The organism is Arthrobacter sp. Soil782 (genome assembly GCF_001428435.1).
Classification (GTDB): Bacteria; Actinomycetota; Actinomycetes; order Actinomycetales; family Micrococcaceae; genus Arthrobacter_D; species Arthrobacter_D parietis.
The window spans coordinates 157,584-173,854 of record NZ_LMSO01000011.1 but is presented as its reverse complement, the minus strand read 5'-3'; the positions used below and the strand labels follow the sequence as shown (position 1 = coordinate 173,854).

The following is a 16,271-nucleotide window of genomic DNA, read 5'->3' as shown; positions in this document are numbered from 1 at the left end:
TTGCTGCCTACAGCGATCTACCGTCATCGATAGTTCCGCAAGTTTCAGCGCTTATCAAAGGGTGACGAAACCTCATCTGGATGCAACTCGGGACGGACACGAAGAAATCGCAATGGATGCCGGAACGTCCTTCCGGAGAAGGCTGTATCCGCGGACACTTCGACAATGATGGGCTCAACCAGGGTCAACTGTGTGGTTGGCTCCGTCGAGTTGAACCGGTCGATCGCGGTGGATCGAACCTCATTCGGCCATGGGTGGTCGCCGGCCGGCGGGGACAGCAGTCGGCCAAGCGACTTTGATGCCGTGGCTTTCAATGGGCTCGTGCGGCCGACAATCCAGAGCTTCCCGTTGATGGGCAGCCCGGCGATGATCGTCGCCGGTCGCTCCCTGGATCCGATTACGGCTGCGCAAACGACGTCGAGGGTGTCGCGGTGCTTCACCTTCAGCCAGATTCGCTCGTGCTCGTAGGGTTGGTCGGCGCCCTTGACGACGAGGCCTTCGATACCGGAGGTGGGCATGGTCTCGAACCAGGTGGTGGCTTTGGCGAAGTCATCGGTGACAGGAGAAAGATCCAGCGGTGGCTCCCACCAGGAGGCGAGCTCTTCCAGCAGGTCTCGCCTGTCCTGGAATGCCAACCCGCGGGCATCAGTGCCGGCGGCTTGCAGCAGATCGAATGCCGCAAAGGAGGCGGGTCGTTCGCGGACCAGGGCATAAAGGTCGGCCTTTGAGGCGGTAATTCGCTGCTGCAGGGCTTCGAAGTTGAGCCGGCCCTTCGTCCAGATCACCGCCTCACCGTCGACGATGCAGCTTGGAGGGATCTGGTCCTCAGCGGCGTACGCCAGACCAGGAAGGTAGCGGGTGAGGTCTTTGCCCTGGCGGCTCCACAGCACGGTGCTGTCCTCGGTGCGGACGATTGCTATCCGGTAGCCGTCCCATTTCGGCTCATACCGGCAGCCGCCAGGGAGCGCATCGGGCTTCGGGATGGCCTTGACACCCCGAGCCAGCGCCAGCTTGGGTGGGCTAGCGTTGAGCGGGGTGCTCTTCATTTGCTCAGTATTGCGCCTGGAACCCAACCTTTGCGCTCAAGGGGCGAATCTCGAGTTAGTGACACGGTGGGTCTATGCAAGGCGATCATCCTGTTTCCTGTTGTAGAGGGATCCTTCAGCGAGCACCACACGGCGCCGGACACCGGTGCGCCAGCTTCCTTAATGAGCAGGTTAGTAGGCAGCAGGCCTGCAGCAATGGGTGATCGACGTCCTCGGCTGGAGCGGCGGTCCGGTCAAAGTTTCGCTAATACTTTGTGCAGCTACTCTTCGGGATGGTCCGACCCAGAATTCGCGGAAATATACGCAGGCATGACGATGCGTGGTCAGATCCAAACCCCGACGGGCACACCTCGTTTCATCGTTATGAACCACTTTGGGTACTGGGGACCCATTCAGAAGGAATCAGCGCAGCGCCGTTGCGCCAAGTCTCGATAATCGATTCCTTGAACCAGGAGTCTTTGAAGTCGGCGTGGTCGAAGACAATGATTTGTAGCTGGGCATTGAGCGAGGTGACCACGTCGAACATCAACTTGTATAGCTTCAACGTGTTGTTCCGATCGGTATCCGAGAGCTCATCCAAGTCCCCGCCAGCCTCGCGATCGCGGGGGAAGAACGCCTGACTGGGCTGGTCGAGGACTATGAATCGCGGAACGGGACGGTTCATCTCAATGAAGTAGTCCTGCATAGCTAGGTAGGCAGTCAGATGGTAACCAACCCAGCTCATCCCGCTGCCAATGGCCCCGGCGTCCATATAGGCAGGGCCCTGGCGTGTATCGGCGACTACTGTGAGCCTATAGGGATCGATGCGAACCCCATGCTCTGCGTGCTCGAGGGATAGTGACCGCGCAAGGGTGGTCATGCGACGCCCTACGATGTTCAAGATTGAGGTGACCGCTGAGCGAAGGGCTTCGGGGTCCAGCTCCTCCGTAAGTCTCGCAAGGTTTTCCTTCAACTGCTCGACCAGTCGCTCCAGGGTAGCGATAGCTTCGTCGCTATCTAGGACCGTCGTATCCAAGTACTGGGCGATACGGCCTCGGACGAAACTCTGATGATTCCAGGTTCGTTGAACCGCGGCTCGGACATCATCAGTCCGCGCCAATTCTTCGAGCGCGGCATCAACGTCAGAGAGCTCTGCTCGTACTTCGTTGCGATCTTTGGTGAGAGCGGCGCGGGCTTTTGCGACGCGTGGCTGGTCACGCTTGGCGAGTTCGATGCGGCGGGTGACTCGGCCAAGGCTTTGTTCGATGGCTTCGTGCGTGGAAGCGTCGCCCAGAGAGCGCTGACAGACAGGGCAGTTAGCGTTTGCGTCCGCAACGTCGGGGATGAGCCCAATTGTAGCGAGACGAACGCGGTGTTCGTTGAGCTCGGCGCTATATTCAGTGCCGACACGGGCAAACTCGTCAAGCCCACGAATCTTGTCGTTAATCTCTCGCAGACTGGCGCGTAGGTCAGCGCGACGTGCAATGAGAATATCTGTCTCGGCGGCCCCTTCGAAGTCATCTACGTCGAGCAGCTGAGATTCCGCAGCAAGTACGGCTTCAAGCAGCTCAAACGCTTCGCCGGCTCCACTAGGCGCCACCTCAGTGCTCAGTAGCCCGCTAGCTTTTGCCTCCGCGATGAGTCCCGCGGCCCGACCGACACCAAGCTGCCGCGCGTCGCGCGCCTCGCCGAGCCGTAAGGTCTCCCGGCGAATCTCCCGGCGCAATTCGGAGAGCGCTTGGCGCTTGTGCAGCGCATCGGGGCTCTGCGCGCCAAGAAAGTACGGGAGGGTGTCGCGAATTGCCTGCTTCTGAAATTCTCGGTTCTGGTGATGGAAGAGGATGTCCGGGTTAGCGATCTCTCCTTGACCTTGGAGACAGTAGTAGAGAGCATGCCGAAAATTGGCGGCCAACGCCCGTCGGGTTTGGCCATCAGCTGGTACGTGTAGATTTTCCTCGATTCCGACTAGTCCGCCCAGATAGTCAACGAGCTCACCGGAGTTGATGTTGACCGCCAGGGTCTGGAATTCCGGGATCTGGTTCTCGCCGATGGAAAGCATCGCTTGAGATGTCGTGACCCCATGGGCAGGCGCTGGGCGCCCGATGAAGAAACGGTCTTCGCCAACATGTGCCAGAAGCCCGTACCAAGCGACGGTATTCTGGATCGGCCCGAGCGGGACATGCGGGCTGTCGCTCCCCAGTAAAAAGCGAAGGATGCCGATGATGCTGCTCTTACCCGTGCCGGACTCGCCAGTGATTATATTGAGCCGTCCAGGTTGGAAACGGATCTGTCGCGATTCACCCGCAGCGGAGTAAACAATGAGCGCATCCAGTTGCATCAAGGTCGGACTCCCCAATTGGCGAGGGTAGTTGCTTCGTCTGTATCAGAAACCCCGAACCACCTGCCGAAGAACTCTGCGGCTTTAAGACACTCGAGCCAGTCCCCTGTCGGATGAAGCGTGCGGGGGCGGCGACGGAGACTCCCGGCCTTGAGGAATCCGAGCGATCCCGTCAGAACGGTGTGCTGAAGTCCGTATGTGATTGCGGCTGCGCTTAGGGGCTGGAGAGCGCGGACTCGCTCGGCGAAGTCCATCAGCAACACCGGGTTGCCCCGCAACCATCCCCACATGGAAGATGCAGTAGTGGACGGTAGTGCGTCTCGTGTCGGCTTGTGTAGCGCACTGGGCAGGATAAGAAACGCGAAGGTTATTGGCATGGCCCGATCGGTCTTTTCCTCGTAACCCGCGCTGGCCTTGTTGATCAGCACAGCGCAGAACGCAGGGTTGAACAGAGTGCTGGTCTCGGAATCCAGTACAGGCTGTGGGGTACGGATGTTCATGCGGCCCCTCTCGCATTGTTCGCTTCGCCGAGGCGCCGCTTCAGGAGGTCGATCCAGTCGGGATGCCAGCCGATTTCGAGCCGATCAGCGAGGACGTGCAGGGATCCCAGCGGGATATAACCCGAGCGAACGTGGGAACGGATCTCGGGCAAAGTGCGCTCCTGAAGTCTCGCGTAGAGTTGCCTGGCGCTACGAAGCTTTTCTTCTTCGCTGGTACGGTCATCATCGTCGGAATGATCTTCTAGTGGCAGGAAGACCCGTTTCCACTCCTCCACCAAGCGCCGATCGTATGTATCAAGTTCACCGATTGCGAGGAGTTGTTCCCGCTGCCATCGGGAGCGCTGAAGAAAGGCCCTGTTGTGGTCGTACACGGCCTGCCTGATGCGCTCGTTGTGAAGCACGATGAGCTTTAGCTGCTCGACGAAGATCCGATCGTCCTCGTCGACCTCGCGCTGTGTCGGTTCCGACTCGTTCTCGAAGTCCAGGGGTAGGTCGTCGTCGCGCAGTGACTGCGCGATGGACAGTAGACGCTCCTCAATCTCCGTCAGATCGATCCAGTCGTTTTTTCCTTCTGCAACCAAGGTGAGATGAACCATCGCACGGCTATGCCACCATCCGCGCAGCCGCTCAATAAGCGGTATTCGGCGCTGCGCGATCGTGGCCTTACGAACGGAGCCGACAAGGCGGTCCGTGATCGTCGCCGCCTCGACTGCGCCATCGAGCACCGTCACGCGGCTGAGCAGTTCGAGTCGCCGTTCATCTGTTAGGGCCAAGTACTTCGCGTAGTAGTCAGCCGACGAAACATTGCCGCCTGCTTCGGCAACGCTGTCAAGCTTCTCCCGCGCTGCGACCAGATGTAGCACGCTTCTGTCCGGGCCGAGGAGACTGGCGGCCGAATTGGGTGGTGCGGTTACCGTGGTGAGCAGGAAGCACGCGGTGTTTTCTTCAGAAGTTTCGATCCAATTATGGAGAGTTTTCCAAATGTCGGGGCTCGCGTCACCGAGGGACCCGTGCCGAGCGATGTGGTGCTTGGTTTGCCAAAGTTCGCGTGGCCCGCCCTCCGCATCGAACAGGATGTCGTCTGCCGTTTCGATGGACAATCTCAGCTCGACATCACCATCCATTCGCTGGAGTGCGATGAGGAGTGCGTACTCGACCTGAGCTAGGTAGCCGAGTGCTGATCCAGCGGCACTGAAGCGGTTGCTGTCGACTCTGCTCATCCTCACCTCCCCCTGGGCGAAATGTTGACTCTATTCAGAGTTTTCTCTAGGAGCCCCACGAGGGGGATAGCGAAGCGGTCTTCCTTCATATGCTTTGCGTAGAAGGAGTGGATTATTTCCAAGGGGTTGGCGACACCGACAGACCAGAATGCGTTCCGGACTTTGTCCCGCGCAGACACAGGGATGGCCAAGACCGCTCCCATTGCAGCAGTTGCCAAAATCTCCCCAAATGATCGATAGTCCGATTTCTCAGCATAATCGGCATTGATCCGAAACCAACCGCTGGGACACCACGATTCCTAGGTGGGGCACCACGGGAACCACCCGTAAGCCGAAACTTGAGTGGCCCTATGCGATCATGATGCCCTGGTCGGCAGATAGCAGGAGTGCCGAGTCGCGTAGAAGCAGCACTGAGAATTGCCCGCAGAGGGCGGCTCAGACGTTCTAGTGTTACGCCGACCCGGGCGGTGCCATGGCACCCCTTACTGGCCTAATGGTGGCACGACTGCCATCATTGGAGATGTTCGTGACGTCCCTGGCATCGAAAGCTTCGGAGGAGCGCACTCTGTCCTGAGCTGCCCCTATCCATTGGGGCAGTGGAACCGGTGTCCCCTATCCGTACGAGGCAGATTCACCCGTTCCAGCCGCCCTCGAGGTAGCTAGTTACCGCGGCTGAGACATCCTGCCAGCGATTCTCACGGATGGCGGTCAGCGGAGTGCCTTCATCCAGACGTGGGTTGCCGCAGATGAACCAGTTGCGGGCCGCGTCCTCACTTTCGCCAGCTGCGAAACGAGTCCACTGCTCGTGTGCGAACCGAAGTCGCTGCGCACATTCCGGGGCGGGCTCTGGGCCGTCGGACTGCGCCCAACGCGTCGGCAGCTCTCGATCGCCGACGCCAGACAGCGCCGCAACCAGGGTCGGACCAAGCGCTGAGTTGAGCTCCCGTGCAACCTGGTGAACGTCCATGAACCCAAAATACGCCTCCTCCGTACATGCAAGAGTGGTGCCCCCCCCCCTAAGTGAGACGTCAGGCTCCAGGTTCTGGGAGTAGGGACACCTAGGCTGAGGTGATGAGTAAGCGCCCGATCAGCATCTTCGGAGACTGGCACTCCCACGTGGGCTGGGCCTTGGGGAGCATTGACGCCGCCTTCAAAGCTGGCTCCCGGACACTCATTCATGTTGGGGACTTCGGGCTCGACTTCCCAGGGAAGAACCGCGGCAGGTACGAGAAGAAGCTCAATATGGTCCTGGTCGAGCGCGAAATGATGCTCATAGTGAGTCCTGGGAACCACGACAACCACGACACGATTTCCAAGCTGGAAGTGCAGGACGACGGTCTGGCCCACTTCCGGTCCAATATCAAGGTCCTCCCCCGCGGCGACCGCACCATCGTTGAAGGCCTGACGATCGGCGGACTCGGCGGCGCCTACAGCGTGGATCAGAAGTACCGCACCGAGGGCAAGGATTACTGGTCGGCCGAGGAGCCCACCCAGCAAGAAGCGGACCGCCTGGTAGCGGGCGGGCGGGTGGACATCCTGACCACGCACGATGTCCCAGCCTCCGTTCCTATGAAGAGCGACTTGAAGCTGCCCGCCGACGTCATCGCGAGGGCGGAGAAAACCAGGATCTTGCTCGATGAGGTGGTACGAGCGCTGCGACCTCCACAGGTCTTCGCCGGGCACTGGCATCAGCGTTGCATCCACGAAATCGAGCACGAGAACGGATCGGTTACTCGGGTCGATGTTCTGGCCAACGAGCTGTACAACATGGGTAACGGTGTCCTGGTGTGGCCGGGGGTCACACCATTGCGGATCGAGCCGTTGAAGATCACGACGCGCTGACCTCAGCGAGGCATGTGAGATTGGTGTCCCCTGAAGCTATGTGGCCAGGAATCGATCGATACGGCGAATCTCAGCATCCGTTAGCCCTATGTACCCGTCGGTCTCCACCAGGAGCAGATCAGACAGGCATGCGTGGCGTGCCAGCAATTGAACTCGAGCTTCCGCGGCCCTGAAGAAGAAGGCGTCATCATCGACCCAAGCTAGGCGGATCGGTTCGGATTGAGATTCCAGGAATTGTTCCACCGCCGGCTTTTTCCATGATCGCTGACTTCGCCCCCAGCCATATACCTCGTAGGGGTCGGGATCATAGAAGACCGGCAACTCGGGCAACCCAGCCTGGTCCAGCCATTTAGAGCGCCACCCCCAGGACGTTAGCCACTGGACGTCCGCGCCTGATGCCGCCCAGCGGTTCACGGCCTCAATGGCCAACGGGCGAATGTCCACGCTTCGGGGTACCAATGGCGGGATTGCTATCTGATGATTGACCTCATCTGGAGCTGGCACCACCTTCCGGTGGCGCATCGGCACCAGCACGCCATCGATGTCGATCAGAACCAACGTTCGAGTCACTGGCACAGCCTTTCATGCTCAAGCATTCCTGCGGGCTACAGTAGACAATGAAGGAGATCCGGTGTCCTCTCTAAGCTGCTTGAACCAGGTGGACATTCCCCGTGATCAGGTCCGAAAGCTGCTGCGCCTTCTCCTTCTCGTAGCCCTTCCGGCGGAGCTTCCTGAAGATCTCAGCGCTGAACACATCGCGCTCAGTGGACTGCATGACTCGGCCGGCCACAGCTTCCGCGGCACCCTGCAGCCACTGCTGCTTCACGGACGCTTCCTCGGTTGAAGCCGGGATGGAGTCTTCATCCATGAGGGCGGGTGCATGACCCAGGAGGTGGTCCACGACGCGAGAAGTGGTGTCCCCTTTGTAGCCGCGGAGTTTGAGCCGGCGGGTCAGCTCGTACCGCAGAGCCTTCCGGCGCTCATCGATGATCGGCTCAACTGAGAGAGCCTGAGCTGCCTGGTTCAGCCAGGCGTTACGGCGGTCCACCGGTGCATCCGCGGCAGGGATTGAACAGACCAGACCGATCGCCTCTTCGAGGTCCGCCTTGGCTTTCGCCCTGCCAGCCCTGACCCGGTTCAGGTCTACAACGCGCTCGGCGGTCCTGGCGGTGTAGGCGGCCTTGGCCTCGGTGGCGGCCGCGAATGAACCAGTCTGCTGACCCCATTCATTGAGCCGGTCCATGACAGAGTTGGTGTCCCCTAAAACAGGGTGAGCCAGGGTCAGTCCGGCCAGGGTTAGAACGTTCTTGGCCGGGTTCATAGACCGAGTCGTCAGGCCCAGCTGAACCGGGTCAACCCCTGCCGCCGCGTGAGCCAGGGCCGTGAGCCAGGCCTTGAACCCGAGAGGGGCAGTGCCGTAGGTCCACGCCGGGTGGGTCACGGACCGGATCACGTCGGCGGTCTGAGCCGGTTCATCATTGAGCCCAGCCAGTGAACCGATGGCCGTGAAGAGGTGAGCCGGTTCAATGATCTGACCCTGTTCACGGGTCAGCCTGCCAGAGATCTTGTACCGTCCAGCATTGTCCTTTCGGAGTCCACCGACCTGGGTGACCCAGCCCAGCTCAACAAGGTCACGCATCGCTGCACGAGCTGGGATCACGGTGACGCCCATGCGTAGCGCGAGCCAAGGCAGCGGCACCATCAACGTGTTCCACCCCTTCTCACCCTGAATGGATTTGAGCTGTTCCACGCACAGGATCGCCAGGGTTGCCCGGGCACGAATCTGGCGAGCTGTCGTAAGCACCGGGACGAGCTTTCCAGTTCCATCCTCGGACTCGATCATCGGCACCGGCGAGAGGATCCGGCCGAGGGTGAGGCGGGCCGTTTTGAGCGAGTTGTCGGGCGCCGCCGCAGGAGAGGAAGAACGAGCAGCTGCGCGGCAGGACGAGACGAGTCGGCGGTATGCGGAGCGATTAGCAATCAGTTCGGCAAGACCGGGATGGGAAGCGGTTTGTTTCTTGAGAAAGAGTCCCAGTTCGTTTTCGGTCAGATCAAGCGAGAAGGCACGCACTGCGACGGCCTTGACGAACTCGTGTGGGGTGGCGTGGGTGGAGGGGTAGGCGGAGGCAGTTTTGACCAAGGCTTCGATCGAAGCGGGATCAGTAAATTGAAACGCAGGCATGACAATAAGTATAGGCCACTATGCCGCTGGAGCGTAAGCGACTAAGCGGCATAGGAAGTGGCATATAGAAACGTGCTTGTGACATGACAGCGGATCAAGACCTTTTGGATGAACCGCTGTCATAGGTGAAGAAGCCGTGAAGGGAAGAGACGGCCGTAAGCACGGACCGTGTCCGTCACGCAAGCAAGACGCAACGCAAGGAGTAATCGGAAAGCCGGAGCATGCTTCTGGGTTCAGATTCTCAGCGGGGTTCCCTTCAGCCGTCTTTACGTTTGCAGGGCGATGTTCGTGTGTTGGTTGGCATAACGGCTGCACCTGCACTTCGGCTATCGCCTTCGTTACGGCTTGCTCGTTTTCGATTCGCAGACAAGACGAAAAGCGTCGAGTGATCCTAGACGTTGGCAGAGAGGCTCGTGATGACCAATATGACTTCTTCTTGTTTCTCTTTGTGTTCTTCTTCCCGGTTCTGGTCCCTGCCTGATTCCTGGTCGTTCTCCTTCCTGGTTATCTCCTCGATTACCTCCCTGGTTCATCCATCTCATCCTCTTGGCCCCGGCCGACGCCTCGCATCTACCCGGAGCCTCCCATCCGTCAACCAGGTCGCCTCTCCCCCGCCGGCCGGATCCATCAGGGTCACCGATCCCGCAGCTATCCCCTGAGCCGGTTCACCCGCGGCCGCCAGGCAGGTTCATCCGTCGGTTCATCCGTCGCCGGGTCGGGTCAGCCATGCAGGGTCATGGCCTGGTTCACGGGTGGCCGGTGGCCCTTCTCCCGGCCGGTTCACCCTCGATGCTGAGCCGGTTCACTGGCGGCCGGCACTAGTTGACCCAGTGGGGGTTCGTGAGCCGGCGCGCAGGCGTCTGGGCCGGTACGTTCTGTCGGTGTAGCCAGGTTCATCCGGTGAGTCTGATCCGAGTCAGGGCATCCTTGGGGTGAACTCTGACCCTGCGATGGGGAGGGTCCACGAGGCCGACGAGTCAGGCGTCCTGTAGCCGCTTAGGGGGACGCCACATTTACACACCCTGTGAGCACACTGAGCCGGGTGAAGGTTGCCCCTGAGCTCGTTCGCCGGTTCACGTCCAGCAGGGTCACACCGAGGTGCCAGGTCATCCATAGCGCCGAACCCCTACCGCTGGCTGTACTGCTCTGCCGCGGGAGCGGTGGGCCGGCAACCGATGGTGCAGGCTGGCGGGTGCGCTCTGGCATCGGACCGCAAGTCGTCGGCGCCATGCGTGGAGCAGTCTTCTCGTCATCGAGGTGCACCTCATTGAGGGCATCACCTCCGTTTCAATTACCTGCAGCAGCTCCGCACCCGCCCTGTTACTCACGGCTATGGACAAAAAGATGCCCTCCCGGCCGCGTGCGCCTCCCACAGCCCCTATAAGCTCCGCCACGCCCACACACCCTGGTGCGGCCTCCAAGCCCTCATAGGGGCTCCTACGGCCTCCTGAGGAGCCGTCGAGGATTGAAGACTTGGCCGGGCAGCGCCTTCGGCAGAAAACAGCCGCAGACCGCCTCGTGCGAAGCCGAGCACTCACACCTGAAGAGGACACCACATCCGCCTGAAGTCGCCCCGCAGCCGGGTTTCTTGCAGCAACGGACCCGTTGGTGCAATGGTGTGCACATGGAAGAAAACGACGAGAAGATTCTCGACCCGGTGGACGGACTGGTCGACGCCGAGCGGGTCTCAAAATACCTAGGCGTAGACAAGATCACCCTTCGCTCATGGGTACTGCGGAAGAAGAAGGGCGAGGCTCGAGGCATCCACGACCGATTCCCCGACCCGCGTGGAACACTCGGCACCAGCGTCGTATGGAGGGCCGACGCCATCGTTGAGTTCAAGCAGTTCTACGCGGAGCGAAAGGGCCAGAAGGGCGCCCAACGCCCGAAAGTGGTGGATCTTGAAACAGCCGCCGAAGTAACGCCGCTAAGGGCCAAATGAAAATGTGGGCATGGCAGCCGGAGGTTTATTAGGCGCAAAATATTGCAACATATATGTTGCGTAGCGGTAGACTGGTGGCAATGACTAAAACATCAGAGCACCAGATCCTGACCAACGCGGAAGTCTCCGCCCTGATCGGGAAGAGCCCCGCTACCACCCGTTCAAATATCCACCGTGAAGAGAAGGGTGAATCAACGCCCGCCTACCCGAAGCCGATTCGGAAAGTTGGTGGCTCCTGGGTTTGGGATCGGCTCACGGTCGAGGATTTCATCGCCAGGAACAAACCTTCCTGAGGGCAACCTGCAGCACCAGCAAGACCCCGGTCCGAATGTGGGCCGGGGTCTTCTTTTGCCCGAGACACCTTGGCGCCCGAGGTAGAGCTCGCTTCGACAAAGAACGCACGCCAATTAGGCTGGCGCCTCCTCCCTGGCCAATCGAAGACGGTGGGCATCCGGCGGAATGACGCGGACCCGTCTGGGTTCTCAACGACAACTCCGGAATGATGGCTGCCGGCGGCAGGAGCGATCCCGGTCAGGACGAGGGCCAGCAGATCGCGGTCCAGACTGGAGACTGCGTCCGCGACCTTCACTTCGACGCCTCCGCCGATAGATGCCGCCATCAGGAGAAATTTACGCTCGCCGCTGGAGAGCGGCCCGACCCCCTCTTTGATCAGCGAAAAGTCGACATAGGCACCCTCCGGCCGCTCAATCACCCAGGGGTTGCCGGGGGCCGCGAACCGGCCACTGAAAGCGCGAATCAACATCTCGGTCCCTGCGCTGCCGGTGTCATCGCCGCGGGCCGCCTCCCGGAGCGATGCGTGATGTGTGGAGGGCATGCCTGCGATCTGATTCATGCTCGGACCCTACCGGCGGGCGCTGACCAACGGGGAGGTATGGACAACGATGAGCACAGCTACCCAAAGCTATGACGCTGGCCGGCTGGCAGTAGCCAGGTGGGATTGCCAGCCTTGCGCTCATGCTGCCGGAGATAGGCGCCGAAGCGCATGACATCCGCCACGTCATAGACGGGCGCCGAATTGACCATGAATGGTGCGCCTGCGGGCTCCTGCGGATCGCTGACCGGCTCGGGAAACTGGGAGGGCAGGGCCTTCGATACCGGCCGACCGCGAGCCACCCAGTCCGAATGCCGCTTGCGCCAAACTCTGATGGTGGCTTCCGGGACGCCAACGTAGTCCGCCAGATCCTTCGTCTGGACGAGTCCTCGTAGGTTCCGCGGCTCTGCTTGCTGCACGGTTCCAGTCTCTGCCTCAAGCCCCCTAGTTGCAACGCGGGCGTGTCATCACCTACAGTTAATGCAACATAAGCGTTGCAATTCCTAGACCTATCGGAGCTCAAGTGCCCCACCCCAAAAAGCCTGCACGGATTAGCCCGGAGAGCCGCCCTGTCGCCTATGGCGCAGCAACCCTGGCCGTGCTCATCTACGCGGGTGCTTTTGCCGCCAGCTACCACGGCCTGATGGACCTCGCCCAGCACATGCTGATCCCCCGCCAGCTGCACTACGTTGTGCCGGCCGTCGTCGATCTGGCTCTAGTGCTTTTCACCTTGGCCACGCTGCTTCGCCGACACCGCGGTGAGTCGACCGTGGTCACCAACCTGGCTGCAGCGTTCTGGGTGGCAGTCAGCATCGCCGGGAATGTCTTCCACGTGCTAATCCCCGCTGGGGCGCTGGAGACCTGGACGGTCAGCACATATGCCGGAGCAAGCCTGGCCGCGCTTATGCCGATCGCCGCGTTGGGCGCATCCTTGGTGCTCGAGAACGTCCTGATTGCACGACCTGATGGCGAGCCGGTGGCAGAGTCGGCCGCCTTCCCGAAGGCGGCACCTGTGAAGGCTGTTGCTCCTGCGGTAGCCGCTCGGACTCCTGTGAAGGAGTCGGTGAAGGTCGCGGCCGACGCTCGTCCCGCTATGGCAGCAGCCCAGGCTTCCCGCCCAGCGGTCGCTGCCGCCCGACCGTCGGCCTCGCAGACTACAGGGGGGGGCGTCAGTCGGCCGAAGCTCCAGCATTGGACTGGAAGGACCTCGACAAGGAAGAACAGGCCAGCCTGGTCAACGGCCTGAGCAGCGAAGGGCTCTCCAACCCGGAGATCGTCGCGAAGACCGGCATGTCCCTATCAACGGTCAAGCGTCTACGATCGAAAGAGGCAGTGCGCGAGCTGCAGCCCGCGTAGGATTCCGATGCCTGGGCCAAGCTGATCTTCTTGGCGTCGGGCACAACCAGCACCCCACAATAGAAAGCGAAGAGCCGGGCTTCCCCACGGGCCCGGCTCTTCTGTGTGTGCGATCTGCTTTCATCGTAGGTAGGACGCAGGGGCGCTCGTTACCCGCCTTCGCAACAGGGCCTCCCTTTCAAGTCGGAATCCGCACTAGTCGGGAAACGATCTATAGCGTGACGGGCCGAGGGCGAGTCGCTCATCATCACCCCTCCGGAATCTTGTGACATGGAATCCCCAGAAGTCACAGCCTTCAGCGGAAAGTCACAGAGGTTGGGTGTGCATCGGAGATCCTGTGACTTTTTTGTCAGGCCTGTGACCTCTGTGACTTTTCTAATCCTAAAAGTCACAAGCCAAAAACCCCGGGAGCTAGCGGATTTTGAGGGCTCTCTCTCTTTTTTGTGACTTTGTGACTTTTTTAAGGGGGTTGGCAGATACATGAAAAAACTCTTGCAGATGGGGCTCAAACCACCGTTTCTGCACCTCCTTGCCCTATAGGAGCAGCAGGCACAGGAAAAAGTCACAAAGTCACAAAGTCACAGAACGCAGGATCGATAGCGGTCTTGAGGCCGTATACGCTCGTAAGATGGCATCAGAACAGCATGAGCAGTTCACCTCGCTCAAGGACGCCCTATCCAAGGCGATAGAGCAGCAGGTCCAGCACTGGGAAGACATGTCCTGGCATCACGATGAAGGCCAGGAGTCCTATGACGAAAAGACTGACCTCGACTACGTGAAGGCGGCCATGCTCCTTCCCGACATCGTCGAAGAGCTCACCCTCGAGGTTGCCCGAAAGGCGCACACCAACGGATACACCTGGGGCCAGATAGCCGCCGCCGCAAACCTTAGCTCAGCCCAGATCGCACATCACCGGTGGGCCGAAGGTCGTGAGCAGCGGCTGGAATCACTGAAGAAGCGGGTTGGCGGCCGCAGGCCTTCCATGGCCACACCCGACGTCCCCGGCCGTAGCGCGGCGGAAGCGGCCAGGCTCTTGGGCTGCGATCCACGCACGCTTCCTGCGCGAGTAGCGGCCGGCGAGATCCAGATGCAAAAGGTGACGCTGAATTCAGGGACCGTAAGGACGAGGTACTTCCTGCCGGGCGACCCCCTGCCGGCCTGACAAACAGAAGGACGACGCGACAGCGGCCTGACTCCTACTTGCCTTTACGTGCAATATGATGGCATCATATGGCTACGACGAAGGGAAGATGATGACGACTGCCGCCATTCAGGTGACCGGAGCAAAAACCGGTACCAGCAAAGAAGATTTCATGCGCCACCACGAGCTGGTTTACGGCGTCCACGAAGACCACTACCGGGAGCAGGACCCTAATGCGCGGCTCGGCGTCTCCTGGGCCGTCCCTTACAGCTTCGACAAGTGGGTCACGGACAAGAAAACCGGAGTGCGGGAGCTCAAGCACCTTGAGGGCAAGTACATCAAGACCGAACATGTCCCCATGTTCGACACGGAGCGCCTCTGGAAGGTCTCACAGAGGGCCATCGCCCAGTACGGCATCGCCTACATCGGCTACGTCCCCCGTAAGGGCAGCATCGTCGATGACGAAAATAACGGCAGCAAGACCCGCGGCAAAGAAGCGGACCTCCTGGATCTTTCCGAAATCATCGCTGACTTCGACACGACCGACGGCAATCACAAGGAGAAGAACCTCCCTACGAATGAGCAGGTTCTGGCATGGATGGCGGAATGCCCTCTCGGCCCACCCACTTTCATCAACCGCAGCGGTGGCGGCTGGCACGGGCACTGGTGCTTCACGGAGCCCGTGCCGGTAGAGGAGGCGCGGGCGCTCTGGGATCGCCTGGCTGACTGGATCGAGAACCTGAGCGATCAGCACGGCGTCCACGCAGGCGATGAAAAGGTCACCCGGAACCCAGCAATCCTGTTTCGCATGGCCGGCACCACATACGGCAAGCCGGGTCCGAACACGAACCGCCGGGTGGAGATGGTCTATGAATCCGGCATGCGGTACAGCCCCGAAGATTTCGACCGGCTGCCCATCCGAATGAAGCGGGTCACCGAACAAATCGCACGGGAAGAGCGGGAGCTTGCCCGGCGGACCAGAAGCGCTTCGCTCGGGCTGAGCGACGACGAGAAGATGCTCACCCCGTGGTACCGCCTGGATCGCGAACTGCCCGTCTCGGAAATCCTGGAGCGGGTCTTCTTCATGCAGCACAACGGCACCACCATGACCTCTCCAGAGGAGTGGCTGACCGAAGGCAGCTACTACAACGGCACCACAGCGCACGTGACCCTGTACCAGGACTCAGACGGGGTGGAACGCTTCACGGCTAACGGACAGCTCACCGCCGGCAACCTGGCAATCCAGGCCGGCAAGGATTCCTACGGATCGTTCAGCCTGCTGGTGGAGCGTTTCTGCGGAACCAGCACCCGGATGGCCGCCGCAGTCGCCCGCCGCTTCCTCATGAATGACGACATGGACGGACTGATCGACTGGATGCAGGAGAACGTGCACGGCGTGAAGCCGGATCCAGAACCCGAGGTCGAACTGGCGCCCGCTGCGTCCTCGGAGCCGTTCGACCTCACGGACGCAGACCTGGAGAAGCTGGCCCGGGGCGTCGTCCCCAAGGATGCCATGAACCGTGTGCTGAAGAACTGCACGGCTGAGGATGCGGCGCTGGCCATCTACGGTGAGCCCCTCGACGGTGAGTGCACCCAAACATCCTGGGACATCGTTGTCGACGCCCTCGACGGCGACGCTCAGCGGGCCGGGCGCCTTGCCAAGGGCGTCCGAACCAAGCAGGCCTGGTCCGAATACCTGAACCGGATCGCCCTCATATCCAGGACGCGCCAGGCCAATTAAGCAGGACCAGGCACCGTGCGGTTGACCCCACCACCGCACCGTGACTTACTCGGCCATCTCTCTGGCACAGCGTGCCTAAACTTGCCCGTTTATGTTGTATGATGGAATCAGAACACACGCCGTAGACCCAGACCCGGGTCACCGCAGTTAGA

The 16,271-nt window shown here is 60.6% G+C and carries 14 protein-coding genes; 5 read left to right on the top strand and 9 right to left on the bottom strand.

Translation table 11 applies throughout. The annotated features are described in order from the left end of the window. Nucleotides 1-44 precede the first annotated feature (44 nt). The 5 genes from ASH00_RS15070 to ASH00_RS15045 form a co-directional block, all read right to left on the bottom strand. Nucleotides 45-1,046: an ATP-dependent DNA ligase gene (locus ASH00_RS15070; RefSeq protein WP_056549916.1), complete on the bottom strand. Its 1,002-nt coding sequence runs from the start codon at nucleotides 1,044-1,046 to the stop codon at nucleotides 45-47. A 361-nt stretch (nucleotides 1,047-1,407) separates the two neighbouring features. Then, nucleotides 1,408-3,363, bottom strand: a complete 1,956-nt coding sequence (locus ASH00_RS15065; protein WP_056549914.1) for a DUF3732 domain-containing protein — start codon at nucleotides 3,361-3,363, stop codon at nucleotides 1,408-1,410. Continuing rightward, on the bottom strand, nucleotides 3,363-3,863 hold the full coding sequence (locus ASH00_RS17265) for a three component ABC system middle component (protein WP_056549912.1): 501 nt from the start codon (nucleotides 3,861-3,863) through the stop codon (nucleotides 3,363-3,365). The genes ASH00_RS15065 and ASH00_RS17265 overlap by 1 nt, the downstream gene beginning before the upstream one ends. Next, on the bottom strand, nucleotides 3,860-5,083 hold the full coding sequence (locus ASH00_RS15055) for an ABC-three component system protein (protein ID WP_056549910.1): 1,224 nt from the start codon (nucleotides 5,081-5,083) through the stop codon (nucleotides 3,860-3,862). The genes ASH00_RS17265 and ASH00_RS15055 overlap by 4 nt, the downstream gene beginning before the upstream one ends. Before the next feature lie 631 nt (nucleotides 5,084-5,714). Beyond that, nucleotides 5,715-6,050 carry a hypothetical protein gene (locus tag ASH00_RS15045; protein ID WP_056549908.1) on the bottom strand — a complete coding sequence of 112 codons (336 nt, stop codon included), beginning with the start codon at nucleotides 6,048-6,050 and terminating at the stop codon, nucleotides 5,715-5,717. Between the two features lie 104 nt (nucleotides 6,051-6,154). On the opposite strand from ASH00_RS15045, the gene ASH00_RS15040 reads away from it, so the two are divergent. Further along, entirely contained in the window at nucleotides 6,155-6,925 is a 771-nt protein-coding gene (locus ASH00_RS15040; RefSeq protein ID WP_056549907.1) for a metallophosphoesterase, read from the top strand. Nucleotides 6,926-6,961: 36 nt separating this feature from the next. On the opposite strand, the gene ASH00_RS15035 is transcribed toward ASH00_RS15040, so the two are convergent. After that, nucleotides 6,962-7,495 carry an HAD domain-containing protein gene (locus tag ASH00_RS15035; protein ID WP_056549906.1) on the bottom strand — a complete coding sequence of 178 codons (534 nt, stop codon included), beginning with the start codon at nucleotides 7,493-7,495 and terminating at the stop codon, nucleotides 6,962-6,964. A gap of 70 nt (nucleotides 7,496-7,565) precedes the next feature. Next, nucleotides 7,566-9,107, bottom strand: a complete 1,542-nt coding sequence (locus tag ASH00_RS15030) for a hypothetical protein (protein WP_056549905.1) — start codon at nucleotides 9,105-9,107, stop codon at nucleotides 7,566-7,568. Between the two features lie 1,624 nt (nucleotides 9,108-10,731). On the opposite strand from ASH00_RS15030, the gene ASH00_RS15025 reads away from it, so the two are divergent. Next, nucleotides 10,732-11,049, top strand: a complete 318-nt coding sequence (locus ASH00_RS15025) for a hypothetical protein (RefSeq protein WP_056549904.1) — start codon at nucleotides 10,732-10,734, stop codon at nucleotides 11,047-11,049. A gap of 202 nt (nucleotides 11,050-11,251) precedes the next feature. On the opposite strand, the gene ASH00_RS16910 is transcribed toward ASH00_RS15025, so the two are convergent. Together ASH00_RS16910 and ASH00_RS15015 are read right to left on the bottom strand one after the other, a co-directional pair. Then, the gene (locus tag ASH00_RS16910) at nucleotides 11,252-11,902 is read right to left on the bottom strand and encodes a hypothetical protein (RefSeq protein WP_200954831.1); all 651 of its coding nucleotides are present in this window, start codon (nucleotides 11,900-11,902) and stop codon (nucleotides 11,252-11,254) included. A 59-nt stretch (nucleotides 11,903-11,961) separates the two neighbouring features. Beyond that, on the bottom strand, nucleotides 11,962-12,300 hold the full coding sequence (locus ASH00_RS15015; protein ID WP_056549901.1) for a hypothetical protein: 339 nt from the start codon (nucleotides 12,298-12,300) through the stop codon (nucleotides 11,962-11,964). A gap of 104 nt (nucleotides 12,301-12,404) precedes the next feature. On the opposite strand from ASH00_RS15015, the gene ASH00_RS15010 reads away from it, so the two are divergent. The 3 genes from ASH00_RS15010 (at nucleotide 12,405) to ASH00_RS15000 (ending at nucleotide 16,119) form a co-directional block, all read left to right on the top strand. After that, nucleotides 12,405-13,127 (top strand): DUF2637 domain-containing protein, encoded by a 723-nt coding sequence (locus ASH00_RS15010; protein ID WP_056549899.1) that lies wholly within the window; start codon nucleotides 12,405-12,407, stop codon nucleotides 13,125-13,127. A gap of 738 nt (nucleotides 13,128-13,865) precedes the next feature. Then, nucleotides 13,866-14,399 (top strand): hypothetical protein, encoded by a 534-nt coding sequence (locus ASH00_RS15005; protein ID WP_056549896.1) that lies wholly within the window; start codon nucleotides 13,866-13,868, stop codon nucleotides 14,397-14,399. A gap of 55 nt (nucleotides 14,400-14,454) precedes the next feature. Beyond that, nucleotides 14,455-16,119, top strand: a complete 1,665-nt coding sequence (locus tag ASH00_RS15000; RefSeq protein ID WP_157359169.1) for a hypothetical protein — start codon at nucleotides 14,455-14,457, stop codon at nucleotides 16,117-16,119. Nucleotides 16,120-16,271: the final 152 nt, after the last annotated feature.

Bases quoted from the DNA above. Each gene is read 5' to 3' on its own strand.
- ASH00_RS15030 (WP_056549905.1), bottom strand. From the start codon at position 9,107: ATGCCTGCGTTTCAATTTACTGATCCCGCTTCGATCGAAGCCTTGGTC.
- ASH00_RS15000 (WP_157359169.1), top strand. From the start codon at position 14,455: ATGATGGCATCATATGGCTACGACGAAGGGAAGATGATGACGACTGCC.
- ASH00_RS16910 (WP_200954831.1), bottom strand. From the start codon at position 11,902: ATGAATCAGATCGCAGGCATGCCCTCCACACATCACGCATCGCTCCGG.
- ASH00_RS15040 (WP_056549907.1), top strand. From the start codon at position 6,155: ATGAGTAAGCGCCCGATCAGCATCTTCGGAGACTGGCACTCCCACGTG.
- ASH00_RS15045 (WP_056549908.1), bottom strand. From the start codon at position 6,050: ATGGACGTTCACCAGGTTGCACGGGAGCTCAACTCAGCGCTTGGTCCG.
- ASH00_RS15070 (WP_056549916.1), bottom strand. From the start codon at position 1,046: ATGAAGAGCACCCCGCTCAACGCTAGCCCACCCAAGCTGGCGCTGGCT.
- ASH00_RS15025 (WP_056549904.1), top strand. From the start codon at position 10,732: ATGGAAGAAAACGACGAGAAGATTCTCGACCCGGTGGACGGACTGGTC.
- ASH00_RS15065 (WP_056549914.1), bottom strand. From the start codon at position 3,363: ATGCAACTGGATGCGCTCATTGTTTACTCCGCTGCGGGTGAATCGCGA.
- ASH00_RS15005 (WP_056549896.1), top strand. From the start codon at position 13,866: ATGGCATCAGAACAGCATGAGCAGTTCACCTCGCTCAAGGACGCCCTA.
- ASH00_RS15055 (WP_056549910.1), bottom strand. From the start codon at position 5,083: ATGAGCAGAGTCGACAGCAACCGCTTCAGTGCCGCTGGATCAGCACTC.
- ASH00_RS17265 (WP_056549912.1), bottom strand. From the start codon at position 3,863: ATGAACATCCGTACCCCACAGCCTGTACTGGATTCCGAGACCAGCACT.